Raw genomic sequence first — 25,486 nt, forward strand, 5'->3', positions numbered from 1 at the left:
TCACGCCTCCAGGATGACGCGGGCCACGAGGTCGGGGTCGTCGCTCATCGGCACGTGGCCGCACCCCTTCAGCAGCTTGACCCGCTGCCCCGACCAGCGGGCCGCCCGCACCGCCTGGCGGCGCAGCAGGAGCCGGTCGTGCTCGCCCCACGCGATCGAGATGGGCGACTTCGGCGGCGCGGGCGGCATCAGCCCGGAGAACGACTCCAGCGTCTCGTCGAAACCGCTCGCCCGGCCCAGCGCCTGCGTGGCCGCGATCAGCGCCGTCGGCGACAGCCGGGACGGGTGGGCGACCAGCACACCGGCCGACACGGCCCGCAACATCGGGTTCTCCGCCGTCCTGACGACCTGCCCCTGCGGCATCGCCCTGGCCGAGGCCCGCAGGGCACGCAGCACCGACTGGCAGTAGACCAGCTCGGAACGCGACCAGAAACCCGCCGGCGACAGCGCGGTGGCCGTGCGTACGACGCCGCGCGAGGCCAGCTCGAGCGCGATGTAGCCGCCGAGCGAATTGCCCGCCACGTGCGGCTCGCGCACGCCGAGCAGCGCGCAGAACGACTCGACCGCGTCGGCCAGCGACTCGGCGGTGTAGGGGATGCCCTCGGGCAGCCCCGGCGAGGCGCCGAACCCGGGCAGGTCGAGCGCGATCACCGTGCGGGCGGCGGCCAGCCTGTCGATCACCGGAGTCCACGCCTGCCAGTGGTGACCGATGCCGTGGATGAGGATCAGCGGCGCGCCGGCGCCCCGTCGTTCGAAGGCCAGCTCCATCCGCCCAGTGAATCACTCACCTGCTGCGCGTGGGAATCTCGAACCAGACGGCTTTGCCTTCCCTGGTAGGTCGCGACCCCCAGCGTCTGGCCAGCTGATCGACCAGGTAAAGGCCGCGCCCGCCCTCGTCGTTCTCGCCCGCGCTGCGGATGCGGGGCAGGCGGAGATCCTGGTCGAACACCTCGACCCAGACCGACTCCTCTCCCCTGCGCAGCCGCAGCGTGAACTCCTTGTCTCCGACCACCTCGTCATCGAGGCCCGGCACGTCCCACGACTCCTCGAACGGCAGCGGCGGGCCCTCCACGACCAGCTCCCTGCGCGGCACGCTGGAGGTGGCGGCGTGCAGCACGACGTTGGTCACGACCTCGGAGACGAGCAGGCAGGCCAGCTCAGCGCGCTCTTCCGGGACGTTCCAGCCCGCGAACGCCTCCGACGCCATGCGCCGCGCCTCACCCACCATGATCGGCTGGGCGGGGAACGTGCGCTCCTCGACGTCGAGATCGACGTCGCTGGAGCGGACCACGAGGATCGCCATGTCGTCGTCGATCTCGCCGGGCACCGCGACCGTGGCGACGTCGGCGATGCGCTCGGCCTCGGCCCCGGACATCTTGGTCAGCGCCTCGCAGAGCACCCCGAGCGTCTCCTCCTCGCTCGGCGGACGCCCGTCGCGACCGGGACGGCGGTCGACGAGGCCGTCGGTGTAGAGCAGCAGCGCCGCGCCCGGCGGGAGGGTGCGGGTCTCCTCCTTGTAGACCAGGTCGGCGTGCAGGCCCTTGGCGCGCACCCCGAGCGGCTGGCCGACCTCCTCGATGTCGAGCTCGACACACTGGCCGTCGACGAGCAGCAGCGGCGGCGCGTGGCCGGCGTTGGCGAAGGACAGCTGGCGCGACCAGGCGTCGTAGACGAGGTACTGGCAGGTCACGATGGGCGGGATGCTGATGTCGGCGCCGTTGTCGTCCTGCTCGGGCGTGGCGATGATGCGGGTCCACTCGTCGAGCCTGGCCAGGATGTCGGCGGGCGACTTGTCGTCCTGCGCGAACGCCCGCAGGGCGGCCCTGAGCTGCCCCATGACGGCCGCCGCCTTGGCGCCCCTGCCCTCGACGTCGCCGATCACGATGCCGACGCGGCCGGCCGACAGCGGGATCACGTCGTACCAGTCGCCGCCCACCTGGGTCTGGATGCCCTGCCCGTGGGAGGCCAGCGGGGCGGCAGGGTAGTAGCGCACCGCGATCTGCAGGCCGTCGAGCTGCGGCAGCGCCCTGGGCAGCAGGTGTTTCTGGAACGACTCCGCGGTGTGGCGCTCCTCCTCGAACAGCAGCGCGTTGTCGATCGCGAGCGCGACCCTGGTGGCGATGGCCCCCACGAAGTCACGGTCGAAGGCGTCGTAGTGAGGGCTGCGCCGGTCGGTCAGGTTGGACAGGCCGAGGTACATCAGCCCCAGCATCTCGCCGCGCACCAGCAGGGGGGCGACGATGGCCGAGGTCATGCCGATCTCGCCGCACAGCCGCGCGCTGCTCTCGGTGGGGGCGGGGAAACTGCTGTTGGAGAAGTCTTCGACCAGGATGGTCTCCTGGCGGCGCAGCGCGGTGTCGGCGTAGTGGCCGGAGGGGTAGCGGATCTCCGCGCCCACCGGCTTCCATGTGCCCAACGGGGGCGCCCACCCCTGCACGTGCTGCGAGACCCGGCGGACCAGCCGATCGCCCTCTGTCAACTCGATGAAGCAGTGGTCGGCGAACTGCGGGACCAGCATCTCGGCCACGCGCTTGAGCGTCTCTTCGACGTAGAGGGAGCCGGCCAGCCGCTCGCCGATGCGCTCCAGCAGCCCGAACCGGTCCTTCTCGCGCTCGTTGCTGCGCAGCGCCTCGCGGGCGAGGATGACGATGCCCGTCACCGAGCCCGACTCGTGGCGCAGCGGCACGGCCTGGGCGCGGACGTAGACGATGGTGCCGTCGCCGCGCCGGACGTCGAACGTGCCCTCCCACACGCCGCCCTTGAGCACGTGCTTGGCCAGCTCGATGGCGAGCGGGTGGTCCTTCTCCATGATCCCGAGGGACAGGACGGAGGTGTCACGCGCCGACGTCGCGACCGTGTGGCCGAAGAGCTTCTCGGCGAACGGGTTCCAGTAGAGCAGGTTGCTGAAACGGTCGGTGACGACCACCGCCATCTCAGCGTGGTCGAGCACGGACCCGGCGCCAAGGTGATCAGCCGTTTCCTGTGACAGATCCCCCCATCGCTTCATCCGGCGACCACTCCTCGGGGTGGCGTGTCTGCAAAGCGGACCACGGGCGCTCCTGCAACAGTCTTGGCCAGGGGAGAGTGGAGGGCCTCCCAGATGGGATTCAACCAAGCAGCCGCGCGCGCGTCAGCGCTTGGAGACAAAAACGTGCGCGGCGACATCACGCGGAAGCTCCGCGGGAGTGTCGTCACTGTCACCGTCACCTGTCACCCGCACACCATCGTCGCTCGCCGCGAGCGTCACCTCGCGTCCGGGTTGTATCCCAACTTGCTTGAGTTTAAGCATCACAGCGGGATCGCTTTGCACTTGTTCGCTAATTCGGCGGATGACGACGGGCGTCTCCCTGGCCCCCGCGACGTCGCACATCGTGGTCAGCGCGCTGTCGCCGGACTCGGCCGCCTCTCTGGCGCCCAGCTCGGCGAGCCCGGGGATGGGGTTGCCGTGCGGGCAGACCGTGGGATTGTCGAGCAGCGTCACCAGGCGCGACTCCACGGACTCCGACATGACGTGCTCCCAGCGGCACGCCTCGATGTGCACCTCTTCCCACGGAAGCCCGATCACCTGGGTGAGCAGGCACTCCGCGAGGCGGTGCTTGCGCATCACCCGGGTGGCCAGCGTGCGCCCCAGCTCGGTCATGGACAGGTGCCGGTCGCCCTCGACGCGGACGAGGCCGTCACGCTCCATGCGCGCGACGGTCTGGCTCACGGTGGGGCCGCTCTGCTGGAGACGCTCCGCGATTCGGGCACGGAGCGGGACGATGCCCTCCTCCTCGAGCTCGTAAATCGTGCGGAGATACATCTCCGTGGTGTCGATCAGGCCGTGTGCGGTCAAGGCAGTCCTCCCAACTGAATGCTACGCCGGTCGTGGCGGGGACTGGGCCCGTCCGCAGCGGGCACAGGAGTCACGAGAAGCCTATGGGGAGAACGACCGACGATGGTTATGGACGGCAACACTGGAGCGGCCCGGTTCCTTCCCGAGCGGCTCGATCTCGACGCCCTGCGCAAAGCCGCGGCCCGCTGCGAGGGCTGCGACCTCTACCGCGACGCCACCCGGACCGTGTTCGGCGAGGGGCCGAGGCAGGCGGCGTTCATGCTCGTCGGCGAGCAGCCGGGCGATCAGGAGGACCGGCAGGGGCACCCGTTCGTGGGCCCGGCGGGCCGGGTCCTGGACAGAGGGCTGCAGGAGGCGGGAATCGCGCGGGACTCCGTGTACCTCACCAACGCCGTCAAACACTTCTCTTTCACGCCGAGGGGCAAGCGGCGGATCCACCAGAAGCCGACGGCCGCCGAGATCGACGCGTGCCGGCCGTGGCTCGACGCCGAGCTGGCCGTGGTGCGGCCCAGGGTGGTCGTGGTGCTCGGCGCGACGGCGGCCAGGGCGCTGCTGGGGCGCGAGTTCCGGGTGACCAGGCACCGGGGCGAGCCGGTGCCGCTCGGCGACGCGCTCGCGGTGGCCACCGTCCATCCGTCGGCGGTGCTGCGGGCGCCCGACAGGGAGGACGCGTACGAGGGGTTCCTGGCGGACCTGCGGGCCGCCGCCGGCGCCGCCTGACCGGTGTCCTGCGCCCCTGACCGTTCTCGCTTTCGCCTGCCCGGTCCCGGGCCCGCCTGGCGGTCCGGTCACCTGACCCGTCCCCGGCCCGCCTGACCGGTCTCGGGTTCCGCCTGACCGCTCCGGTCCCACCTGACCTGTCCCCGGCCCGCCTGACCGGTATCCGGTTCCGCTCAACCCGTCTCCGGCGCCGTCTGGTCGGTGCCCGGCGCCGCCTTGCCGGTGTCCTGGGCCGTCTGCTGGGCGCGGAAGTTCCTGAAGCCCGCCACCGACAGCCCGACGACCAGCACGGTCACCATGCAGGCGATGCCGCCGCCCACCCAGGCGCCGCTCAGCCCGAACGCCGTCGCGGTGGCCCCGGCCCGCAGGTCGCCCAGGCGCGGCCCGCCGGCCACCACCACCATGAACGCGCCCTGCAGCCGCCCCCGCATCTCGTCGGGCGCGTACAGCTGCAGGATGGACTGCCGCCACACCGACGAGATCACGTCGGCCACCCCTCCGATGGCCATGAACGCGACCACGAGCCAGAGCTCGTGCACCAGCCCGGCGGCCGCGACGGCCAGCCCCCACACGGCGATGACGACGACGAGGGCCACTCCCTGCCGCGAGACCCGGCCCACCCAGCCGGAGAACAGCGCGCCCGCGACGGATCCGATGGCCATGGCCGAGGTCATCCAGCCGAGCGCGATCATGGAGCCGCCGAACCGGTCGGCGGTCAGCTCGGGGAAGAGAGCCCGCGGCATGGCGAACACCATCGCGATGATGTCGACGACGAACGACATCAGCAGCACCGGGCTCCTGGCGATGAAGCTGAGGCCCTCCAGGACGGCCCTGGCACCCGGACGGGTCACCTCGCCCAGCGGAGGCAGTGAGGGCAGCCTGAGCGCCGCGTAGAGGCTCCCCGTGAACAGCAGGGCGTCGACCGCGTACGCCGCGGCGAACCCTCCCGACGCCAGCACCACCGCGCCGAGCATCGGGCCCGCCACCGCGCCGATGCTGTACACCAGCGAGTTGAGCGCGTTGGCCGCCGGCACCAGCTCGCGGTCGAGGATCCGGGGGATGATCGCTCCCCTGGTCGGCCCGGTGATCGCGAAGCCGGTGGCGTTGAACGCGACCGCGGCGAAGATGAGCCAGATGTCGCGCAGGCCGAGCAGCGCCTGCACGAGGATGAGCAGGGTCGCCGCCCAGGCGATGACCGAGCCGACGATGAGCAGCTTGCGCCGGTCGACGGCGTCGGCCACCGCCCCGCCCCACAGGCCGAAGACGATCAGCGGCACGAGGTTGGCCATGCCGAGCAGCCCCACCCAGAACGACGACTGGGTCAGCTCCCACACCTGCTGGCCGACGGCCACGACGGTCGCGCCGACGCCGACGTGCGAGACGGCCTGGCCGAACCAGAGGCGCCGGTAGGCCGGCACGCCCAGCGGCCGGGTGTCCACCACATGACGTTTGACCAGCTCCCCGAATGCCACTTAGGGAACTTTAAGGGGCCAGTCTCTCCAGAACCCATCCGGGTCGCGTGCGCCGGTAGCGGAGCCGGTCGTGCATCCGGTCGAGTTGTCCCTGCCAGAACTCCACCTCCACCGGGGCCACCCGGAAACCTCCCCAGAAGTCGGGCACCGGCGGGTCCTCCGGCCAGCGTGCCGCCAGTTCCTCGTAGCGGGCGTCCAGCTCCTCCCTGGTGCGCACGACCGCCGACTGCCGTGAGGCCCAGGCGCCGATGCGCGAGCCGTACGGGCGGGACCGGAAGTATTCGGCCGACTCCTCGTGCGGGATCCGGGTCACGGCGCCCTCGACCCGCACCTGGCGGCGGATGGGATGCCAGGGGAACAGCAGGGACGCGCGGGCGTTCTCGGCCAGGTCACGGCCCTTGCGGGACTCATAGTTGGTGTAGAAGACGAATCCGCGTTCGTCGTAGCCCTTCAGCAGGACCGTCCTGGCGCTCGGCCGGCCGCCCGCGGAGGCGGTGGCCAGGATCATCGCGTTGGGTTCGGGCAGCCCGGCGTCGAGCGCGTCCTGGAACCAGACGGTGAACTGCGCGATCGGGTCGGGCGCGACGTCGGACTCGAGCAGCGGCTCGCCTTCGTACGTGCGGCGTAGCCCAGCCAGCACGGGCGGGCGCGGGGTGGCATCCACAAGACCACATTCTTGCGCGCTCCTGTGGAGGATCCCACGCGACCCTCCCACCAGCGGGTTTGCCCTTACGGCGGGTCCCGAGACCGACCGTGAGCTGGGAGGGGGTTAAATTGACCCGCCGGTATCTCGACATCAACAGAGCGGACGAGCTAGGGGCGAGAGAGCGAGGCCACGAAGCCACCAAGCCCCGAAGCGGCCGCGACCGTAAGCAAAGCATTGCCGTGACATGGCAAGAAAGGGAGGCGGCCGAGCATGTCCGACTTCAAACCCGGCCTTGAAGGCGTCGTGGCTTTCGAGACCGAGATCGCGGAACCGGACAAAGAAGGGGGCGCCCTTCGTTACAGGGGCGTCGACATCGAAGACCTGGTTGGCCGTGTCCCGTTCGGGCACGTCTGGGGCCTGCTGGTCGACAACAAGTTCCAGCCGGGTCTGCCGCCGGCGGAGCCCTATCCCATTCCCGTCCACTCGGGTGACATCCGCGTGGACGTGCAGAGCGCGCTGGCCATGCTGGCTCCCGCCTACGGCTTCAAGCCTCTGCTCGACGTCAGCGACCAGGAGGCACGCGACCAGCTCGCCCGCGCCTCCGTGATGGCGCTCTCCTTCGTCGCGCAGTCCGCGCGCGGCCTGGGCCTGCCGATGGTGCCGCAGAGCCGGGTCGACGAGGCCAAGACCATCGTCGAGCGTTTCATGATCCGCTGGCGCGGTGAGCCTGATCCCAAGCACGTCAAGGCCATCGACGCTTACTGGACCTCGGCGGCCGAGCACGGCATGAACGCTTCCACGTTCACCGCCCGCGTCATCGCCTCCACCGGCGCGGACGTGGCCGCCGCGCTCTCCGGCGCGGTCGGCGCCATGTCGGGCCCGCTGCACGGCGGCGCCCCGGCCCGCGTGCTGCACATGATCGAGGGCGTCGAGCAGCTCGGCGACGCCAAGAAGTACGTCCAGAGCGAGCTCGACAAGGGCAACCGGCTCATGGGCTTCGGCCACCGCGTCTACCGTGCCGAGGACCCGCGCGCCCGCGTGCTGCGCCGCACCGCCCAGGAGCTGGACGCCCCCCGCTACGAGGTCGCCGTGGCACTGGAGCAGGCCGCGCTCGACGAGCTGCACGCACGCAAGCCCGACCGGGTGCTCGCCACCAACGTGGAGTATTGGGCGGCCGTGGTGCTGGACTTCGCCGAGGTGCCCTCCCACATGTTCACCTCGATGTTCACCTGCGCCCGCACGGCCGGCTGGGCCGCGCACATCCTGGAGCAGAAGAAGACGGGCAGGCTGGTCCGCCCGAGCGCCACCTACACGGGGCCCGCGTCGCGCCCACTCAGCGACGTGCCGGGCGCCGACGAGGTGATCGGCAACTACTGACCACGGTCCGTACGGCTGCCGCGCGGACAGCGGCAGCCGTACGTCGGGGTCACTTGTCCGGCAGGCCCGCGCACAAGGGATCCTTCGTGGGCGGTTCGTTCGTGTCCAGCCGGCCGCAGCGCTTCACGGGGCGGCTGTAGCCCCATTCCGACTTCTCCACCTTCATGATCGCGATGGCCTTGTCGATGGGCGTGTGCCGCTCCGTGAGGTCGAAGCCCACCACCCCGCCGGATCCGGCCCACGAGGCGTTTCCCGACGTCCTGGCCAGCCGGTAGAGGATGTCGCCCCGGCTCGGCAACTGCACGTCCCCCTCCCCTCCCGCCATGCCGGCCGCCTGGTAGGCGGCGTTGGCGGCGCGGTAGACCACGTCGGCCGCGTCGTAGGTGAGGATGAGGTTGTCGTCGGAGGCCGTCGGGTGCCCCGCGGCCTGCAGCTTGCTGACGAACGTGGTGGCCGACGAGCGGGGCCACAACGCCCTGTGCGCCAGCGCCAGGTAGTAGACCTCGGCCTGCTTCGTGTTCGCGATCTCGTCGCCGTGGTCGGACACCACCTTGACGACGTCGTCGCCCGCGATCACCTTCACCTCGCCGCAGGCGTTGCCCTCGACGGCCGTCAGGAAGGCGCGGAACTCGGACGCCCGACCCGCGTAGACGAGGACGTCGGGATCGAGTGCGCACGCCTTCCCCGCCGCCGAGGAGATGCCGCCCTGCTGGACCGTGTACGAGATCCGCTCCACGTCGGCGCCCTCGTCCTTCAGCGCCTTGTCGAAGTCGTCCGCCAGGTTCAGGGTGTACGCGTCGCCCTGCGATCGGTCCTCGACGATGACGGCGCCCGGTTCGTCCACGCCCTTCAGGAGGGTCCGCCGGGCGAACCGGGCGCCGAACGCCGCCTGGCGGGCATTGGTCGGCCCCACCTGGAAGTAGTAGGGGGAAGGCTCGCCCGGCTGGTCGGGAAGCCCGGGGTTGCTGATGTAGCCGAACCGGTCCGCCGTCGCCGTGCTCGACACCATCGGGATCTTCGCCAGGTGCAGCTCCCTGATCGCCTCGCTGATGCCGGCCACGCTGCGCGGCAGGCCCACGACCCCCATCACGTGCTTGTCCTGCTCGGCCATGTCGATGATGAGCTGGGCCGTCCTGCGCCCGTGGCCGAAGTTGTCGCCCGCGTTCGCGATCAGCACGTGTAACCGGGGGGTGCTGGTGACCGTACGCTGGTATTCCTCGACCGCGGCGAGCTCGGAGAGCGCGGCGGCGAGCCGGGTGTCGTCCTGTGCCGTTTTCTTGATCGAGAACTCCCCGAACAGGACCACGCTGATGTACCGCTGGGAGTCGATCGCGTAGCGGTTGTTCCCGTCGATCTTCTTGATCAGCGCTTTCACGTCGCCCTCGAACAGGTTCTCGGGCGTGTCCCCCTTCGCGTTGACGATGCCGATGCACTCGCCCTCGATCCGCTCGACCCACGGCAGGCCGCCGCAGTGCCCCTCCCTGTCGTGCTGGATCGCGTAGACGAGCGAGAGCGGGACGATCACCAGCAGCGCCATCACCGTCCAGTACGCCATGGCCCGCCTGCGGCGCGGCGGCGACGGGTCGTCCTGCGGCTCCGCGGGCACGGCCGTCGCCTCGACGGTCAGCCGCAGCTCGGGAACGCCCAGCCTGGCCATGTTGCGCCACTGCGCGACCGCCTCCTCCAGGTCGCGCAGCGGCTTCGGCGCCGCCTGCGCCGGGGGCACGCCGCCGGGCACGGCCGCCAGCACGAGCATCGGCGCGAACAGGCCGGTCTTCTTGGTGATCTCCTCCATCAGCCGCAGGAACCGCGCGTTGGCGCCGCCTGGATCGATGATCTGGAGGACCAGGAGGCAGTATTGGCCCCTGCCCCAGCTCGGCCACGGAATGATCCACTTCTTGTACGCCTCGTGCAGGTCCTGCATCAGGGCATGGACCAGCAGCTCCTCGACGTCGTCGTCCGGCGCGGCCGCCAGGCGCAGCGCGTACTGGGGCAGCCGCTCGAACCGCCGCCTCTTCAGGCTCGGCTCGCTGCTGAACCAGCCGGTGAAGAGCGAGCCTCTGATCGACAACATGCCCTGGGCCGCGGTGCCTCCCAGGGCCACCAGGAGGCCGAGCAGCCAGGGGATGACCCCGACCAGGTCGGCGGCGCCACCGGCCCACCAGACGGCCAGAGTGCCCACCGGCACCCAGGTCGTGGCGGCGCGCGCCAGGAAGTCGGCGGACGTCTTGACGTCGTCGCCGCCGCCACCGGCCATGCCGCGCCGCCAGTCCTTCAGCCGCTTCTTGTAGGCCTGGTAGTCGGTGTGCGACTGCGGGTCGGGGACGCGGCCGCCCGGCCTCTCCCGTGCCCACAACACGAACTGCGCGAGCGGGAAACGCGGCGGCGGCAGCAGCGACCCGCCCACCGGCTTGCCCAGGCGGCCACGGTCCGTCTGGGGCCTGCCGGTGTGGTCCTCGTCGCCCGCCAGCGAGCTCACCAGGTCGAGGACCGACTCGTGCGCGCCGTCCGTGACGCGGGCGTAGGGCACGGCGGTCTCGAACGGCTTGGCGAGCCGGTCGACCGCCGCGAGCGCCTGCTCGCCGACCACCAGCACGGTCGGCAGGGGCGGATCAGCCCGCAGGAGCGCACGCCGGCGGATCAACCTCTCGATGACACTGCGCAGATCGGCCATCTGGGCGCCCCTCCAGCCGGTGCCGTCCTCGTGCTCAGCTAACGAATGATCAATGAAAGGGGTTCATCATGTCTCACTATCCGGGCCCCGGTCCAGGGCATTCTCCGGCGCTCGGTAGGCTCCACTACGTGGCTGACATCGTGATTCCCGCTGACATCAAGCCCGCCGACGGCCGTTTCGGCTGCGGGCCTTCGAAGGTTCGCACCGAGCAGCTGGCCGCGCTCGCCGCCTCCGGCGCGAGCCTCATGGGCACCTCACACCGCCAGAAGCCGGTCAAGGGCCTCGTCGGCCGCGTGCGTTCCGGGCTCGCCGATCTGTTCTCGCTGCCCGAGGGCTACCAGGTCGTGCTCGGCAACGGCGGCACCACCGCGTTCTGGGACATCGCCGCCTTCGGGCTCATCCGCGACCGGTCACAGCACCTGTCGTTCGGTGAGTTCTCCTCGAAGTTCGCCGCCGTCACGAAGAAGGCGCCCTGGCTGAGCGAGCCGGGCGTCATCACCTCCGAGGTCGGCACCCACCCCGCCGCGGTCGCCGAGGACGGCGTCGACGCCTACGCGCTCACCCACAACGAGACCTCGACCGGCGTCGCGATGCCCATCAAGCGGGTGGACTCCGGTGACGCGCTGGTGCTCGTCGACGCCACCTCCGGCGCCGGCGGCCTGCCCGTCGACCTCGCCGAGACCGACGTCTACTACTTCGCGCCGCAGAAGAGCTTCGCCTCCGACGGCGGCCTGTGGATCGCGATCATGTCGCCGCGCGCCCTGGCCAGGGTCGAGGAGATCGCCGCTTCTGGCCGTTACGTGCCGGAGTTCTTCAGCCTGCCGGTCGCGATCGACAACTCCGCGAAAGACCAGACCTACAACACCCCGGCCGTGGCCACGCTGTTCCTGCTGGCCGAGCAGCTCGACTGGATGAACGGCAACGGCGGCCTGGCCTGGACCACCGCCCGCACGGCCGACTCCAGCTCGCGTCTCTACACGTGGGCGGAGAAGTCCTCCTACGCCACGCCGTTCGCCGCCCCCGAGTTCCGCTCGCAGGTGGTCGGCACGATCGACTTCTCCGACGACGTCGACGCCGCCGCCGTGGCCAAGGTTCTGCGCGCCAACGGCATCGTCGACACCGAGCCCTACCGCAAGCTCGGCCGCAACCAGCTGCGCATCGCGATGTTCCCGGCCATCGACCCGGCCGACATCGAGGCGCTGACGGCCTGCGTCGACCACGTCGTCGAGCGCCTCTAGCCCGCGCCGCGCCCGCCCTCCTGGTTGGCCCAGGAGGGCGGGTGCGGCGTCAGTACGGGTTCGCGGTGATCTCGCGCTTGCGGCGCAGCACCCACGCGGCCACCACGCCGCCGACCAGGCCGAACAGGTGGCCCTGCCAGGAGATGCCCGGCTGGTTGGGCAGCAGGCCGGCCAGGATGCCCCAGTACGCGACGCCCACACCGATCGCGATGGCGAGATCGAGCAGCCTGCGGTCGAACACACCGCGCGCCAGGATCAAGCCGAAATAGCCGAACACCAGGCCGCTGGCCCCGATCGTGACCACGCCCGGGCTGGTCACCCAGGTGCCCAGGCCGCCGATCAGGATGATCAGCAGGCTGGCCCAGAGAAACTTGCGGACGTCGCGCAGCCCGGCCAGGAAGCCGAGGATCAGCAGGGGCAGCGAGTTGGCCATGAGGTGGCCGAAGCCGCCGTGCAAAAACGGCGCGAGCAGGATGCCGACCAGGCCGTCAGGGTCCCAGCCGACGATGCCGTACTGGTCGAGCGAGCCGTTGAGGACGACGTCGACGCCCTCGAGGATCCACATCGCGGCGAGCAGGGCGACCATGATGATCAACATGCTCAGCGCCCCGGACAGGAGAGCGCCGGCGCCGCGTCTGGCCGAATCGAATCGTGAACCCGAATAGTCGCTCATGCGCCTCTCCCGGAGTCGTTGCCCTCTTTCTTTACCGTAACCAGGAAGAGCCACGCGCGCGTTGGAGATGCCCCTCCCGTCCCCTGGGGAGCGGGAGGGGCGCGGCTATTCGCCCTTCCACCGGGGCGCGCGCTTCTCCGCGAAGGCGGCGGCGCCCTCCATGGCGTCCTTCGAGCCGAACACCGGGTTGATGATCGGGCCCTGCTTCTTGAACATCTCCTCGCGCGGCCAGTCCTGCGACTCGATGATCACCTGCTTGGTCGCGGCGAGTGCCAGCGGGGCGTTGCCGGCGATCCTGCCGGCGAGTTCGAGCGCGCCCTCCAGCGCCGCGCCGGGCTCGGTGACGCGGTTGACCAGGCCGAGCTCGTACAGGCGGGAGGCCGGGTAGTGGTCGCCGGTCAGGGCGATCTCCATGGCCACGTGGTAGGGGATCCTGCGGGGCAGGCGCATGATGCCGCCCGCTCCGGCGACCAGCCCGCGCTTGGGCTCGGGCAGCCCGAACGTGGCCGCCGACGACGCCACGATGACGTCGCACGCCAGCGCCATCTCGAACCCACCCGCGAGCGCGTAGCCCTCGACCGCGGCCACCAGCGGCTTCTTCGGCGGCGACTCGGTCAGCCCGCCGAACCCCCGCCCCTCCACCACGGGGAAGTCGCCGGACAGGAACCCCTTCAGGTCCATCCCCGCGCAGAAGGTGCCGCCGGCACCGGTCAGCACGTACGCCGAAATCTCAGGACGGGCGTCCAGCTCGTCCAGGGCGTCCGCGATCCCCCGCGCCACCGCGCCGTTGACGGCGTTGCGCGCCTTCGGCCGGTTGATCGTGAGGATCGCGACGTTCCCGGACTCCTCGACGAGCACTTCGTCAGACATGACAACCCTTCCGACGGGTTACTTGGGCTGGAAGCGGATGCCGCCGTCGAAGCGGATGACCTCGGCGTTCATGTAGTCGTTCTCGATCAACGACCGCACGAGGTGCGCGAACTCGCCGGCCTGGCCCATGCGCTTGGGGAACACCACCGGCGCCACCAGCTTGGCCTTGAACTCCTCGGCGTTGTCGTTGAAGCCGTAGATGGGCGTGTCGATGATGCCGGGGCAGATCGTGTTGACGCGTACGCCGATCGCCGCCAGGTCGCGCGCGGCAGGCACCGTCATGCCCACGATGCCGCCCTTGGAGGCGGAGTACGCCAGCTGCCCGGTCTGCCCCTCGAGCGCCGCCACGGAGGCCGTGTTGATCACCACGCCGCGCTGCCCGTCGGCGTCGGCCGGCTCGGTCCTGGCGACGGCGGCGGCGCCGATGCGCATGAGGTTGAACGTGCCGATCAGGTTGACCTCGATGACCTTGCGGTAGGAGGCCGGGTTGTGCGGGTTGCCGTCGCGGTTGACGGTGCGCTCCGCCCAGCCGATGCCGGCGCTGTTGACGATGACGCGCAGCGGCTTGCCGGTCGCCACGGCGGCGTCCACGGCCGCCTGCACCTGGGCGTCGTCCGACACGTCGGTCCTGGCGAAGACGCCGCCGATCTCGTCGGCGACCGCCTTGCCGCGCTCCTCGTTGAGGTCGGCGACGACCACGGTCGCGCCGGCCCGGGCCAGCTCGCGGGCGGTGGCCTCGCCGAGGCCGCTGGCGCCGCCTGAGATGATTGCTGCAGATCCGTTCACGTCCATATTCCGGACCCTAACGCGCCGACCGAATGAAGTTCTACTCGGGGCCGCTAAATCTCTCCCACAGCGCTGTCGACGTCGGCGTACACCTTGATCCGCCGGTCGAGGCCGGTCGTGCGGAGGATGCGCGCCACCGGCGCCTGCGGCGCCGCAAGGGACACGCCGCCGCCCTCCCCCGTCGCCAGCCGCCATGCCTCGATCAGCACCGACAGGCCGCTCGAATCCATGAACGACAGCTGCTGCAGGTCGAGCACGAGCCTGGCGCCGTCCTGCTTGATGGCGTCACGCACCTCATCGCGCAGAAACGGCGCGGTGAACAGGTCGAGCTCACCCTCAACGGCCACCACCACGGCATCACCCAGGGCGTGTCGTGCAAGCCGCAGCTTCATTTGGCCCCTCCTCGATGAGCCACTGTACTTCGACATCCCCGGAGACCGGGCATGCACAAACTACGAAGAGCCGGATGCAGGCGGGCTTCGCCCGTCAAAACAGCTCACAAGACAGGGACGGCGAAGCCGTACGGGAGCTCCAGGCGGTGCCTGGCCAGCAGTTCGGCGTCGGAGAGCAGCGTACGCGTGGGTCCATCGGCGGCGATCACCCCGTCGGAGAGAATGAGCGCGCGCTCGCACAACTCCAGCGCGTACGGCAGGTCGTGCGTGACCATGAGCACCGTCACGTCCAGGGAGCGCAGGATCTCCGCCAGCTCCCTGCGGGCGGCCGGGTCGAGGTTGGACGAGGGCTCGTCGAGCACGAGGATCTCCGGCTCCATGGCGAGCACCGTCGCGACCGCCACCCGGCGCCGCTGCCCGAACGACAGGTGGTGCGGCGGCCGGTCGACGGCGTCCAGCATGCCGACCCGCTCCAGCGCGTCCTTGACCACGCGGTCGAGGTCTTCGCCCCGCAGGCCCGCGTTCGCCGGGCCGAACGCCACGTCGTCCCTGACCGTGGGCATGAAGAGCTGGTCGTCCGGGTCCTGGAAGACCAGGCCGACGCGCTGCCTGACCTCGGAGAGGGTGTCCTTGCGTACGGGGGTGCCCGCCACGGTGACGCTGCCGTGGCCGGCGGTGAGGATGCCGTTGAGGTGCATGACGAGCGTGGTCTTGCCGGCGCCGTTCGGGCCGAGCAGGGCCACCCGCTCGCCGCGGGCGATCGACAGGTCGACGCCGAACAACGCCTGCGTGCCGTCGGGGTAGGCATAGGCGAGCTGCCTGACTTCCAGAGAGTTCACAAGGACAGTCCCAACACTGCGAGGGCCGCCGCGGGCAGGGCGAGCGCCGTGCCCCACTGGCCCACAGATGCCGAAATATCACGAATCATCGGCATCCGCCCTGAGTATCCCCGGCTGAGCATCGCGAGATGCACCCGCTCCCCCCGTTCGTACGACCGGATGAACAGCGCCCCGGCAGATCGGGCGACCACCGGGATCTGCCGGAAATTCCGCGCCTCAAACCCGCGGGACTCCCGCGCCACCCGCATCCGCCGCATCTCATCCATGATCACGTCCAGGTATCTCAGCATGAACATGGCGATCTGCACCAGCAAGCCGGGCAACCTGAGCCGCTGCGCCCCGATCAGCACCTCCCGCGGCTCGGTGGTGGCCGCCAGCAGGACCGAGGCGGCCACCCCGAGCGTCGCCTTGGCCAGGATGTTCCAGGCCGCCCAGAGCCCGGGCACGCTCAGAGAGAGCCCCAGCACCGTGATCCGCTCGCCCAGCCCGATGACCGGGATGAGCAAGGCGAACAGCACGAAGGGCACCTCGATCACCATGCGCCGCACCATGTGAGCCACCGGCACCCGCGCGGCCAGCGCGACGCCGCCGAGCAGCGCCGCGTAGGCCGCGAAGGCCCAGAACCGCTCGCGCGGCGTGGCCACCACGACGAGGGCGAAGGCGAGGACCGCCAGCAGCTTGCACTGCGGCGGCAGCCGGTGCACCACCGAAACGCCTGGCAGATAGAGCTGGTGATGATGCCCGGCACCCACGTGTCACACCTTGATCTGGTTACGGCTCCGCGCGGCGTAGGCCACCGCCCCGGTGAGAACCAGCACCAGGCCGACGCCGATGACGCCGGCGACGCCGACGGGGATGCCGCCCACCTCACCGTAGTCGGCCAGCGCCCACGAGCCGAACAGGTGGTCGGCCGCCCGGTCGATGAAGCCCTTGTCCTCGGCGACCGCCTCCAGCCCGTCGGGCGAGGAGGAGGCGAAGAACGACACGAGCCCGGCCAGCACGAGCGTCACGCCGACGCCGCCGAGCAGGAACGGCCTGAGCGCGCCGGGAGCCGCGGGGGCCGGCTCGGGCTCGCCCACGGGGGTGCCGCTGCCGTCGGCTCCGCGCAGGACCAGCGGCTTGGCCAGGCCGGCGGCGCCGTACACGAGGTCGGGCCGGACGGCGAGCACGGCGCCGACGGTCGCGGCGGTGATCAGGCCCTCGCCGATGCCGATCAGCAGGTGCACGCCGCCCATCGCGGCGGCCACCGTGCCCACGTCGATCGGCGCGGTCCCGCCGATCCAGAACAGCAGCGTGAACGCCAGCGCGGAGACCGGCACGGAGACCAGCGCGGCCAGGAACGCGGCCACCACCACCTGGCCCCTGACCAACCCCGTGACCAGCCTGAAGACGCCCCAGCCGGCCAGCACGGTGACGAGGCCCATGAGCGTGATGTTGACGCCGAGCGCGGTCAGCCCTCCGTCGGCGAAGAACACCCCCTGCACGAGCAGGACCACGGCCATGCACAACACGCCCGTATAGGGCCCGACGAGGATCGCCGCCAGCGCGCCGCCCAGCAGGTGGCCGCTGGTGCCCGCGGCGACGGGGAAGTTGAGCATCTGTACGGCGAAGACGAACGCGGCGACGAGCCCGGCCATGGGCGCGGTCCTGTCGTCGAGCTCGCGCCGTGCCCCCCTCAGGCAGACCGCGACCCCCGCGGCCGCCACGACTCCAGCCGAGATCGACGTCGCTGCGTTGAAGAAGCCATCGGGTACGTGCACAGCGCTGCCTCCCATAACGGGCGGGACGAGACCAACGTTCCTACTTTAGGACATCGTCTTGCACCTGCACATAGATGGCATTAGCGAATGACTCTTCTGATGACCGCCCGGACCGTCAGCCGCCGCACCGCCGTGCTCAGCCGCCCCCGCGTCGCGTACGGCCGCACGCTCCTGCGCAGGGCCGCCCACCACCACCTGCGCGGCCTCACGACCGTGCCCGCGCCCGCCTCGATCCTGAACCGCGCGGCCGGCCCGCCCAGGTCGAGCTCCAGGTACGCGTCCCAGGTGCCCGGCGGGAGCCGGCCCACCGCCAGCCCGGCCGCGAACCCGCCCCCGGGCAGCGCCGTCACCGGCTCGGCCCGCTCGCGCCCGCTGCGCCGCTCCCGCCAGACGATCCGCCGGATCGCCGCGGGCTCGGGTGCGGTGTCGACGACGCTGATCTCGCCGTCGACGAGCAGCCGCTGCCACAGGCCCCACCGCGTCCTGATGAGCTTCGCGCCGCCCGGCACGGCGACCACGTGGCCGCCGACGTCGATGCTGAGGTTGCCGTTGTCCCTGGTGAAGTAGGGCAGGATCACGACGCCGCCGATCATCCGGGGCAGCGGCCGGTTGACGCCGGTCTCGCGGTCGGCGCCCAGCCGGCCGAACCGCAGCGCGCCCTCGACCTCGACCGCCACCCGCAGGTCCCAGATCCCGGAGGCGAGCGCGGACACGTCCACCCGCACGGTGAACTCGCCGCCCTTGCGCTCGGCAGGGATGACCACCTCGGCGGCCGGGTCGTGCCGCGAGCGCAGCACCACGGCCAGACCGTGGTCCCTGGCGATGCCGTGCAACCCGGCGGAGCCCGTCACCACCAGGTGGTCGCCGTCCCAGCACACCCCGGTCAGCCGGCGTCGCACGGTGGCGCTCTCGATGCGGGCCAAGCGCACGAGGCGGTCGATGTCGTCGAGCGCGGTCGCCCGCTGCCGGTCGATGCTGTTGAGCCGCTCGTGCACGCCCGGCGTGTACCACTCGTCGCAGAGCGCCGCCACCTCGCGCGCGATGTCCTTGCGCCGCACGTCGTCGCTCTCCAGGAACACGGCCCCGAGCTGGGTGAACACGTCGAGCCTGAAGTGCCTGCGGAGCAGGTGGTCGCGGAGCGGGCCGGGCTCGACGTGCTCGGTCATGAGCCGGATCGGCTCCCTGATCATGGCCAGCCAGGCGAGCGGGTCTCTGCTGCCCGCCTGCTGCATGATGCTGGTGCCGTCGGGCCTGGCCATCAGGTGGTAGCAGTCGTAGTCGGCCACCACGGAGATCACCTCGGCGTGGCAGTAGGCGTGGACGGTGAAGAGGATGTCCTCGCCGACGCGCATGCCCTCCCCGAACCTGATCCGGTGGCGATCCAGCATGTCCCTTCTGAAGAGCTTGAAACAGCACAGGCTGTTGTAGACGCAGCTGTCGCCCAGCTCCACCCGGTCGGCGCTCTGCTGGAACATCGACACGGGCGCCCTCCGGCCGTGCCCCACGATCTTGCCGAGCACGACGTCGGAGTCGTTCCTGTCGGCCATGGCGACCATGCGCTCCAGCGCCTGGGGGCCGAGGTGGTCGTCGGCGTCGCAGAAGAAGACGTACCGGCCGGTGGCGTGCTCGAGCCCGACGTTGCGCGGCCGGCCCGCGCCGCCGCTGCCATCGATGTGGATCACCTTGACGCTGGACGGGTGGTAGGCGGCGTAGAGGTCGAGGAGCTCGCCGCTGCCGTCGGTGGAGCCGTCGTCGACGACGATCAGCTCCTTCTTCACCCGCTGGACGAGTGCCGCGGTGAGGCACCGGTCGAGGTAGGCCCGGCAGTTGTGCACCGGGATGACGACGCTGACGTCAACCGGGTCCTCGCCGTTCTCCGTATCCGACATCACCACTACCTCACGTTGCGCCGCCGTTCGGTTTCAGTATGTGACGAACGGCCATGCCCGCGGGGGGCGATCGGAGGTCTTCAACTCCGTCTTTTGTCTACACCGGAGGTTCGCGACATTTCTCCAATAAGTGCCAGCAAAGGCCGCCAAATACCGCATTCATCCCGCGCCGAACCGCATTCAGGGACGAGGTTTTCCCTCCGGGGGGAAGAAACCTCTCCGCGGGGAGCATTGAGGCACCCCCCTCCTGCGCCAGTGATCCTCTCGGACGGGTTGCGCGTCTACAGTTAGGCATCCTTGACCGGGAGGTGGCGGGACATGGCATCAGATCTCCGCAGGCGCACGGGCCACGGTTCGGCCGTGCACGCCGCAGAGTTCATCGTCTCCTCGGCTCGGCTGGGAGAGCTGCACGACTGCTCGGCCCTGCTCCGCCGTACGAGGATGCGGGCGGCGGAAATCGTGGACGAGGCCCGCACGCTGCTCGCCGAGGCCGAGCGGCACGGCCACGCCGACCGCGTTCGCGCCCTGCGCGAGCAGCTCGACCAGGCGCGCCGGTCGTACTCCCAGGTGCTGGACGCGTACGTGACGATCTGCGGCAAGATCACCGAGGAGCGGCAGGCCATCATCCGGGCACAGGTCGAACGGGATCGCCGGTCAGGCTTGTCAGGGGTGGCCTGACGAGCTACTGTCAGGGCATGCCTGACTGGAAAGACAGGATCCGCTGCTCGTTCTGCCACAAGAAGAGCGCGGACGTGCGCAAGGTCATCGCCGGCCCCGGCGTGCACATCTGCGATGAGTGCGTCGGCCTGTGCAACGACATCATCGAGCAGGACCACCGGGAGCCGTCACCCGAGCCGCGGCTGCCCCTGTGGGAGTCCATGACCGACGAGCAGATCCTCAACCATCTCCCCAAGATCGCCGCCGTGCAGGCACAGGTCGACGACAACCTGCGCGACTGGGTGGCGCACCTGCGCACCAGGGACGTCAGCTGGGAGCGCATCGGCACGTCGCTCGGCATGACCCGGCAGTCGGCGTGGGAACGTTTCAGGAGCGAGGCATGACGGGTGAACCATCGTGAGGCGCGGGGCGTCCCATAATGAGGAAGGCCCCGCCATGCGCGTCCTCGACGGTCCCGCGGCGTACGATCTCGTGAGCTTCACTGCGATCGTGGCGCCGCACGAAGAGGCGGAACGGCCGGCCTCCGGATGAACGGGCTCCAGCTCCCCGGCCGCCCCGGGGAGCTGGAGCAGGGGGCCACCCCCGCCTTTCCCGTACGCCGGCCGGAGCCGGTGCCTCAGCCCGCCCGGCCCCTGGCCCTGAAGGCCGCCGTCTTGACGCGGTTCTGGCAGGCCGTGGAGCAGAACCTGCGGGTGCCGTTGCGCGACACGTCCACATAGACGCGGTCGCAGTGGGGCGCGGTGCAGACACCGAGGCGGTCGGCGAACTCACCGCCCAGCACGATCGCCAGGCCCGTGGCGCAGCTCGCCGCCCAGCCGTCGGCCAGGGTGTCACGGTGGCCGTGGAAGTGCAGGTGCCACGGCTCCCCGTCGTGCCTGTCCAGGACCGGACGGGCGCCGGTCTCCGCCAGCAGCGCATTGACCCGCGTGGCCGCGGTGTCGATGTCGTCCGCGGCGACGGCGGCGAAGATCTCGCGCAGGCGGGCCGCGACCTCGGCCAGCGCGGCGCCCTCGGCGGCGGTGACCTCGCGGTAGGCCTGGTGGACCGTACGCAGGGCCTCGACCGCGGCGGCCGCGGGATCGGCCGGTGCGGGGCAGGGGCGGCCCCGTCGCTCGCCGGGGGTCAGGGCGTTGACGAGCGCCACCGTGACCCGGACCACCGCATCCGTGTGACTGTTGTAATCCAATTGACCGGTTACACCTTCGCGAGTTAACGTGTGACCGTTGAAAGCTTAGACGACGGTCACAAGGAGACGTTCATGCTCACCCACGATGCCGCAATGCAGTGGATGGCGCGCTGGGACCGCCAGCAGGAGGGCTACCTTCCCGACCGGGAGGAGCGGTTCACGGTGCTGATCGACGCCGTGGAGGCGCTGGGGCGGCCCGACCCGGTGGTCATCGACCTCGGCTGCGGCCCCGGCTCGCTGTCGGCACGGCTGCTGGAGCGGCTGCCCGAGGCCCGGGTCGTCTGCGTCGACGCCGATCCGCTGCTGATCGGGCTGGGGCGGGCCGCGTACCCCGGGTTGCGGTTCGTGTCCGCGGACCTGCGCGGAGGCGGCTGGACGGAGTTGCTCGAGCTCGACCGGCCCGCCGACGCCGCGGTCAGCACGACGGCGCTGCACTGGATCTCCGGCCCCGAGCTGAAGAACGTCTACGCGGAGTTGGCGACCGTGCTGCGTCCCGGCGGGGTGCTGCTCAACGGCGACCACATGGACACCGACGACGCCACGCCGGTGTTGTCCGGCCTGGAGCGCGCCGTGCACGAGCGCGAGACCGAGCGGACCTTCGGCAGGAACCGGCCGGAGGCCTGGCGGGCCTGGTGGGACGCGATCGAGGCCGACCCCGCCCTCGCCGAGCTCAACGAGGCCCGCACCACCGCCGGGGCCGACCACCGCGGCTCGGAGTCCCGCCTCCTGTCGGATCACGTCAAGGCCCTCGAAGAGGCGGGCTTCACGGAGATCGGCACGCTCTGGCAGCGCGGCAACAACCGGCTGCTGTGCGGTGTACGCGGCTAGTTCATGATCCGGTGCAGCAGCCCGACGAGGCCGAGGGCCGTGGCGACACCCGCTCCGGCCCAGCCGGACAGGCCGCCGACGGTCAGCCCGCCCAGGAAGGCGGTGATCAGGATCAGCACCCAGCGTTGCGGGATGCGCTCCGGCTCGCGGGCCGGAGCGGGCTCTTCCCGTTGGGGACGCCTTCTGGATAATCTCATCGACAGCGGTTTCCTTTCATGACACGTGTGGACTGACACCGCGAGAGCGGCCTTTCTGGGAGCACAGAGAGGCCGCTCGTTTTCATTCACGAGAGTGACACAAGATTCGCCTGAGGTGTGACGCTTTTTCTCCTCAAATTGGCATACGCGCGGAGTGCGGGTAGAGAATTCTTCTACGCGGATGTGGGGACGTAGCACGTCAAGGCACTCAAGCGATACCGCAGATTCCACACGCTTTTGCATTTTTCGCACCGCCTGCCGCAGGATGCCACGCATGAAGGAAATCACCGAGGAACTGGCGAAGGTGCTGATCCCCGAACCGGTCGAGGAGCAGGACGAGGACCCCGACGACTACACGGCACGCGCGCAGAGCGCGAGCGAGGCGAGAAACGCCCTGGTCGGGGAGCTCATGATGGCGGCAGGAGCATCGCCGGCCGAGGATCCGGTGCTGGCGCGACTCGGGGAACTCGCCGCGCAGAAGCGCGAGATACAACGACAAATACGACTTATCACAGCATATGCGCGCGAATTCGTACGGCCGGAGCCGTACCGGCTGCGGGCGCTCGCCGAGGCGGCGGGAATGTCGATCTCCACCATCCGCACCATGTATGACACGGAAGACAAAATTGCCGTCGCCACGCGGATCGGGAGAAAAGATGTGAAGAATACCGTTCACCCCGTCGTCGGCGAACAATGGCGGCGGCTTCCCGCCCGCCACACGGCCGACGACGCGGCCTCGCCCCTGAGCCCCGACCGGTGAGCGCCGTTGCCATCGGATCATCCAGCTGCCTACATAAAGACATGCCACGAAATGACACTCGCCACCCCCGCCCCGCCTGGTGGTTCCCCGAGTACGCACCCGTCGGCGTCGATCTCGGCAGCCCGGACGCCGTCGCCGCGTACGACAGGAACCAGGGCACCGACTCCGCCGCCGACGACGCCCTGCTCGACCGGCTGGACGTCACGGAGGGCACCCGTCTGGTCGATCTGGCGTGCGGGACCGGCTCGCTCGTCGTGCAGGCGGCCCGGCGCGGGGCGGAGGCGCACGGCGTCGACGTCTCCGCGGAGATGCTGAAATACGCCCAGGCGCGTGCCGAGCAGTTCGAGGTCGACCCCCACTGGCACCAGGCAGGCTTCCTCGACTACGCGCACCCACACGACGCCCTCGCCGACGTGGTCACCACCGGATCGGCGCTTCACCAGCTGCCGGACTTCTGGAAGCAGCAGGCCCTGCGCAACGCGGCCGCGATGCTCCGGCCCGGCGGCACGTTCTCTACCTGCGGGACGTCATCTTCAGCTTCCCGCCTGACGCCGCCGACCTCCACCTGCGTCACTGGATCGGGAGCGCGGGGCGCGCCGAGGGAGAGGGGTTCACCAGGGCGGATTTCGAGGCACACGTACGCGAGGAGTTCTCCACGTACACGTGGATCATGGAGGGCCTGCTGGAGCGGGCCGGCTTCGAGATCGTCACCCACGGCTCCATCAGCCTCACCCACGCGGAGTACTCTGCCGCGTGCTGAAGTGAGCTCTATACACCTAACCAAGCGCTTGCTACGCTCCGCCCATGACGTCCACGATCGTCTGGGGCACCGGCAACGTCGGCCGCGCTGCCATCCGGGCCGTCGAGGCCCACCCGACGCTCAAGCTCGCGGCCGTGCTCGTCCACGACCCCGCCAAGATCGGCCGCGACGCGGGCGACCTCGCCGGGCTCGGCCACGACCTGGGCGTCCCGGCGACCGGCGACATCGGCGCCGTGCTGGCGGCCCGCCCCAGGGCCGTGGTGTACGCGGCCTCCGGCGACCTCCGTCCCGACGACGCCCTGGCCGACATCGTCAAGGCAGTCCGGGCCGGCGCCGTGGTCGTCACCCCGTCCCTGTACGCCCTCTACGACCAGCGCAACGCCCCGCCGGAGCTGCGCGAGCCCGTGCTGGCCGCCATCGCCGGCGGAGGAGGCTCGCTGTTCGTCTCCGGCGTGGACCCCGGCTGGGGCAACGACGTGCTGCCGCTGCTCCTCAGCGGTCTCGCCACCACCGTCGACGTGATTCGCTGCCAGGAGATCTTCGACTACTCCACCTACGACCAGCCCGACGCCGTCCGCCACCTGGTCGGCATGGGCCATCCCCTGGACTACGAGCCGCCGATGATCGCGCCCACCGTGCCCGCCATGGTGTGGGGCGGCCAGGTACGGCTCATGGCCAGGGCGCTCGGCGTCGAGCTCGACGAGATCCGCGAGACCCTGGACCGCCGCCTCCTAGACACCACGGTGACCACCACGTCCATGGGCGACTTCGAGGCGGGCACCCAGGGGGCGGTCCGTTTCGAGGTGCAGGGCGTCGTCGACGGCGTGCCCCGCATCGTGGTCGAGCACGTCACCCGCATCCACCCCTCGTGCGCGCCGGACTGGCCGGTCGCGCCCGACGGCGTCGGGGCGCACCGCGTGATCATCGAAGGCCGCCCGCGCATCGAGGTCACGGTCGAGGCCACCGACGAGGACGGCAACCGCTCCGCCGGCGGCAACGCCACCGCGGCCGGCCGGCTGGTGGGCGCCATCGACTGGCTCGTGGCCGCGGAACCCGGCCTCTACGACGCGCTCGACGTGCCGCTGCGGCCCGCCCCCGCCGGCAAGCTGGGAAGGAGACGGCCTTGAAGATCGACATTCCGGAGGGTAAGGACGCCATCGAGTACGTGTGGGGCGAGATGGTACCCGGCATCGGGATGGCCGCCACGAAGTTCTCCCTGGCGGTCTACGCCCACACGACGCTCGGGCTGCGCGAGTTCGAGGCCGCGCGGCTGCGGATCGCGCAGATCAACGGGTGCGCCTTCTGCCTCGACTGGCGGACGGAACGGGACGGGGAGCAGGTCGAGGAGTCGTTCGCCGACGCGGTCAGCGAGTGGCGCACCACCGGCGCCTTCGACGACCGCACCCGGCTGGCCGCCGAGTACGCCGAGCGCTACGCCCTCGACCACCACGGCCTCGACGACGCGTTCTGGACGCGGATGACGGCGCACTACAGCCAGCTGGAGATCGTGGAGCTGACCATGTGCCTGGGCTCCTGGCTGGCGTTCGGCCGCCTCAACCACGTCCTCGGGCTCGACACCGTGTGCGCCCTGCCCAGCGGCCGCACACCCGCCCCCGGCCGGTAGCCCGGACCGCCCTCCTCTCGCCCTCTCGCAGCGCATCTCACCACGCGACACCCGCACGACCGCCCTCGTTCACGCGCACCGCACAAACCACGCGACACCCGCACGACCGCCCTCGTCGCACCCACGCGAGCCCCGCATCCCCCCACCACAACGAGGAACCTTGACATCCTCCCGGCCCTGGTGGACCGGGATTCCAGCCGTCGCCGACTGGCCTTCCTGCTTCACCGCTGGTCGCCCGCCCGAGAAAGGGAACTCTCGTTGAGGTCTTACACCAGCTCCACA

General features: G+C 70.6%; 25 protein-coding genes and 1 pseudogene. 10 read left to right on the plus strand and 16 right to left on the minus strand.

Annotation, left to right across the window (positions count from 1 at the left end):
• The 3 genes from E1292_RS09995 to E1292_RS10005 form a co-directional block, all read right to left on the minus strand.
• Positions 1–768 carry an alpha/beta fold hydrolase gene (locus E1292_RS09995; RefSeq protein ID WP_132594310.1) on the minus strand — a complete coding sequence of 256 codons (768 nt, stop codon included), beginning with the start codon at positions 766–768 and terminating at the stop codon, positions 1–3.
• A gap of 16 nt (positions 769–784) precedes the next feature.
• On the minus strand, positions 785–3,007 hold the full coding sequence (locus E1292_RS10000) for an ATP-binding SpoIIE family protein phosphatase (RefSeq protein ID WP_132594312.1): 2,223 nt from the start codon (positions 3,005–3,007) through the stop codon (positions 785–787).
• Positions 3,008–3,130: 123 nt separating this feature from the next.
• Positions 3,131–3,835 (minus strand): iron-dependent transcriptional repressor DtxR, encoded by a 705-nt coding sequence (locus E1292_RS10005; protein ID WP_132512881.1) that lies wholly within the window; start codon positions 3,833–3,835, stop codon positions 3,131–3,133.
• 108 nt (positions 3,836–3,943) lie between these two features.
• Between E1292_RS10005 and E1292_RS10010 the strand changes: the two genes are divergently transcribed.
• Positions 3,944–4,555 carry a UdgX family uracil-DNA binding protein gene (locus E1292_RS10010; RefSeq protein ID WP_132594314.1) on the plus strand — a complete coding sequence of 204 codons (612 nt, stop codon included), beginning with the start codon at positions 3,944–3,946 and terminating at the stop codon, positions 4,553–4,555.
• Positions 4,556–4,728: 173 nt separating this feature from the next.
• On the opposite strand, the gene E1292_RS10015 is transcribed toward E1292_RS10010, so the two are convergent.
• A complete protein-coding gene (locus tag E1292_RS10015; RefSeq protein ID WP_246090033.1) occupies positions 4,729–6,027 on the minus strand; it encodes an MFS transporter in 1,299 nt (432 codons plus the stop codon).
• Between the two features lie 10 nt (positions 6,028–6,037).
• On the minus strand, positions 6,038–6,691 hold the full coding sequence (gene pdxH, locus E1292_RS10020) for a pyridoxamine 5'-phosphate oxidase (protein WP_132594316.1): 654 nt from the start codon (positions 6,689–6,691) through the stop codon (positions 6,038–6,040).
• A gap of 252 nt (positions 6,692–6,943) precedes the next feature.
• On the opposite strand from pdxH, the gene E1292_RS10025 reads away from it, so the two are divergent.
• Entirely contained in the window at positions 6,944–8,050 is a 1,107-nt protein-coding gene (locus E1292_RS10025) for a citrate synthase 2 (protein ID WP_132594318.1), read from the plus strand.
• 49 nt (positions 8,051–8,099) lie between these two features.
• Here E1292_RS10025 and E1292_RS10030 read toward each other — a convergent pair whose 3' ends face one another.
• Positions 8,100–10,724: a type 1 periplasmic-binding domain-containing protein gene (locus E1292_RS10030; protein ID WP_132594320.1), complete on the minus strand. Its 2,625-nt coding sequence runs from the start codon at positions 10,722–10,724 to the stop codon at positions 8,100–8,102.
• Between the two features lie 128 nt (positions 10,725–10,852).
• Between E1292_RS10030 and serC the strand changes: the two genes are divergently transcribed.
• Positions 10,853–11,962 (plus strand): phosphoserine transaminase, encoded by a 1,110-nt coding sequence (gene serC, locus E1292_RS10035; protein ID WP_132594322.1) that lies wholly within the window; start codon positions 10,853–10,855, stop codon positions 11,960–11,962.
• A 49-nt stretch (positions 11,963–12,011) separates the two neighbouring features.
• Here serC and E1292_RS10040 read toward each other — a convergent pair whose 3' ends face one another.
• The 8 genes from E1292_RS10040 to E1292_RS10075 all read right to left on the minus strand — a co-directional run bounded on the left by E1292_RS10040 (position 12,012) and on the right by E1292_RS10075 (position 19,171).
• On the minus strand, positions 12,012–12,635 hold the full coding sequence (locus E1292_RS10040) for a rhomboid family intramembrane serine protease (protein ID WP_132594324.1): 624 nt from the start codon (positions 12,633–12,635) through the stop codon (positions 12,012–12,014).
• Between the two features lie 105 nt (positions 12,636–12,740).
• Entirely contained in the window at positions 12,741–13,505 is a 765-nt protein-coding gene (locus tag E1292_RS10045; RefSeq protein ID WP_132594326.1) for a crotonase/enoyl-CoA hydratase family protein, read from the minus strand.
• A gap of 18 nt (positions 13,506–13,523) precedes the next feature.
• The gene (locus tag E1292_RS10050; RefSeq protein ID WP_132594328.1) at positions 13,524–14,297 is read right to left on the minus strand and encodes an SDR family NAD(P)-dependent oxidoreductase; all 774 of its coding nucleotides are present in this window, start codon (positions 14,295–14,297) and stop codon (positions 13,524–13,526) included.
• 47 nt (positions 14,298–14,344) lie between these two features.
• Positions 14,345–14,683 (minus strand): STAS domain-containing protein, encoded by a 339-nt coding sequence (locus tag E1292_RS10055; protein WP_132512863.1) that lies wholly within the window; start codon positions 14,681–14,683, stop codon positions 14,345–14,347.
• A gap of 104 nt (positions 14,684–14,787) precedes the next feature.
• A complete protein-coding gene (locus E1292_RS10060) occupies positions 14,788–15,522 on the minus strand; it encodes an energy-coupling factor ABC transporter ATP-binding protein (protein WP_132594330.1) in 735 nt (244 codons plus the stop codon).
• Positions 15,519–16,274: a cobalt ECF transporter T component CbiQ gene (cbiQ, locus tag E1292_RS10065; protein WP_132594332.1), complete on the minus strand. Its 756-nt coding sequence runs from the start codon at positions 16,272–16,274 to the stop codon at positions 15,519–15,521. Before cbiQ ends, E1292_RS10060 begins: the two co-directional genes overlap by 4 nt.
• A 3-nt stretch (positions 16,275–16,277) precedes the next feature.
• The gene (locus E1292_RS10070) at positions 16,278–17,282 is read right to left on the minus strand and encodes an energy-coupling factor ABC transporter permease (RefSeq protein ID WP_132594334.1); all 1,005 of its coding nucleotides are present in this window, start codon (positions 17,280–17,282) and stop codon (positions 16,278–16,280) included.
• A gap of 80 nt (positions 17,283–17,362) precedes the next feature.
• Positions 17,363–19,171 (minus strand): glycosyltransferase family 2 protein, encoded by a 1,809-nt coding sequence (locus E1292_RS10075; protein ID WP_132594336.1) that lies wholly within the window; start codon positions 19,169–19,171, stop codon positions 17,363–17,365.
• Positions 19,172–19,489: 318 nt separating this feature from the next.
• Here E1292_RS10075 and E1292_RS10080 point away from each other — a divergent pair, with 318 nt between their 5' ends.
• A complete protein-coding gene (locus E1292_RS10080; protein WP_132594338.1) occupies positions 19,490–19,849 on the plus strand; it encodes a hypothetical protein in 360 nt (119 codons plus the stop codon).
• A gap of 17 nt (positions 19,850–19,866) precedes the next feature.
• The gene (locus E1292_RS56080; RefSeq protein WP_132594340.1) at positions 19,867–20,232 is read left to right on the plus strand and encodes a ClpX C4-type zinc finger protein; all 366 of its coding nucleotides are present in this window, start codon (positions 19,867–19,869) and stop codon (positions 20,230–20,232) included.
• A 233-nt stretch (positions 20,233–20,465) separates the two neighbouring features.
• Here the strand turns inward: E1292_RS56080 and E1292_RS10090 are convergent, their stop codons facing one another.
• Positions 20,466–21,035, minus strand: coding sequence for a CGNR zinc finger domain-containing protein (locus tag E1292_RS10090; RefSeq protein WP_132594342.1), 570 nt, complete (start codon positions 21,033–21,035; stop codon positions 20,466–20,468).
• Between the two features lie 72 nt (positions 21,036–21,107).
• On the opposite strand from E1292_RS10090, the gene E1292_RS10095 reads away from it, so the two are divergent.
• Positions 21,108–21,863, plus strand: a complete 756-nt coding sequence (locus tag E1292_RS10095) for a class I SAM-dependent methyltransferase (RefSeq protein WP_132594344.1) — start codon at positions 21,108–21,110, stop codon at positions 21,861–21,863.
• On the opposite strand, the gene E1292_RS10100 is transcribed toward E1292_RS10095, so the two are convergent.
• Complete coding sequence (locus E1292_RS10100; protein WP_132594346.1) at positions 21,860–22,060, minus strand: hypothetical protein; 201 nt, start codon at positions 22,058–22,060, stop codon at positions 21,860–21,862. The genes E1292_RS10095 and E1292_RS10100 overlap by 4 nt on opposite strands.
• A gap of 274 nt (positions 22,061–22,334) precedes the next feature.
• On the opposite strand from E1292_RS10100, the gene E1292_RS10105 reads away from it, so the two are divergent.
• The 4 genes and pseudogenes from E1292_RS10105 (at position 22,335) to E1292_RS10120 (ending at position 25,204) form a co-directional block, all read left to right on the plus strand.
• Positions 22,335–22,820 carry a hypothetical protein gene (locus E1292_RS10105; protein WP_132594348.1) on the plus strand — a complete coding sequence of 162 codons (486 nt, stop codon included), beginning with the start codon at positions 22,335–22,337 and terminating at the stop codon, positions 22,818–22,820.
• Positions 22,821–22,861: 41 nt separating this feature from the next.
• A pseudogene (locus E1292_RS55695) lies at positions 22,862–23,293 on the plus strand (class I SAM-dependent methyltransferase); the annotation flags it as partial.
• A 331-nt stretch (positions 23,294–23,624) separates the two neighbouring features.
• Positions 23,625–24,707, plus strand: a complete 1,083-nt coding sequence (locus E1292_RS10115; protein WP_132594350.1) for an NAD(P)H-dependent amine dehydrogenase family protein — start codon at positions 23,625–23,627, stop codon at positions 24,705–24,707.
• Positions 24,704–25,204: a carboxymuconolactone decarboxylase family protein gene (locus E1292_RS10120; RefSeq protein ID WP_132594352.1), complete on the plus strand. Its 501-nt coding sequence runs from the start codon at positions 24,704–24,706 to the stop codon at positions 25,202–25,204. The genes E1292_RS10115 and E1292_RS10120 overlap by 4 nt, the downstream gene beginning before the upstream one ends.
• Positions 25,205–25,486 lie beyond the last annotated feature (282 nt).

It is taken from the genome of Nonomuraea deserti, from assembly GCF_004348685.1.
GTDB lineage: Bacteria > Actinomycetota > Actinomycetes > Streptosporangiales > Streptosporangiaceae > Nonomuraea > Nonomuraea deserti.

Excerpts from the sequence above, each read along its gene's own strand:
- E1292_RS09995 (WP_132594310.1), bottom strand. The coding sequence starts at position 768 with ATGGAGCTGGCCTTCGAACGACGGGGCGCCGGCGCGCCGCTGATCCTC.
- E1292_RS10000 (WP_132594312.1), bottom strand. The coding sequence starts at position 3,007 with ATGAAGCGATGGGGGGATCTGTCACAGGAAACGGCTGATCACCTTGGC.
- E1292_RS10010 (WP_132594314.1), top strand. The coding sequence starts at position 3,944 with ATGGACGGCAACACTGGAGCGGCCCGGTTCCTTCCCGAGCGGCTCGAT.
- E1292_RS10025 (WP_132594318.1), top strand. The coding sequence starts at position 6,944 with ATGTCCGACTTCAAACCCGGCCTTGAAGGCGTCGTGGCTTTCGAGACC.
- E1292_RS10030 (WP_132594320.1), bottom strand. The coding sequence starts at position 10,724 with ATGGCCGATCTGCGCAGTGTCATCGAGAGGTTGATCCGCCGGCGTGCG.
- E1292_RS10040 (WP_132594324.1), bottom strand. The coding sequence starts at position 12,635 with ATGAGCGACTATTCGGGTTCACGATTCGATTCGGCCAGACGCGGCGCC.
- E1292_RS10045 (WP_132594326.1), bottom strand. The coding sequence starts at position 13,505 with ATGTCTGACGAAGTGCTCGTCGAGGAGTCCGGGAACGTCGCGATCCTC.
- E1292_RS10050 (WP_132594328.1), bottom strand. The coding sequence starts at position 14,297 with ATGGACGTGAACGGATCTGCAGCAATCATCTCAGGCGGCGCCAGCGGC.
- E1292_RS10055 (WP_132512863.1), bottom strand. The coding sequence starts at position 14,683 with ATGAAGCTGCGGCTTGCACGACACGCCCTGGGTGATGCCGTGGTGGTG.
- E1292_RS10075 (WP_132594336.1), bottom strand. The coding sequence starts at position 19,171 with ATGTCGGATACGGAGAACGGCGAGGACCCGGTTGACGTCAGCGTCGTC.
- E1292_RS10080 (WP_132594338.1), top strand. The coding sequence starts at position 19,490 with ATGGCATCAGATCTCCGCAGGCGCACGGGCCACGGTTCGGCCGTGCAC.
- E1292_RS56080 (WP_132594340.1), top strand. The coding sequence starts at position 19,867 with ATGCCTGACTGGAAAGACAGGATCCGCTGCTCGTTCTGCCACAAGAAG.
- E1292_RS10095 (WP_132594344.1), top strand. The coding sequence starts at position 21,108 with ATGCTCACCCACGATGCCGCAATGCAGTGGATGGCGCGCTGGGACCGC.
- E1292_RS10100 (WP_132594346.1), bottom strand. The coding sequence starts at position 22,060 with ATGAGATTATCCAGAAGGCGTCCCCAACGGGAAGAGCCCGCTCCGGCC.
- E1292_RS10105 (WP_132594348.1), top strand. The coding sequence starts at position 22,335 with ATGAAGGAAATCACCGAGGAACTGGCGAAGGTGCTGATCCCCGAACCG.
- E1292_RS10115 (WP_132594350.1), top strand. The coding sequence starts at position 23,625 with ATGACGTCCACGATCGTCTGGGGCACCGGCAACGTCGGCCGCGCTGCC.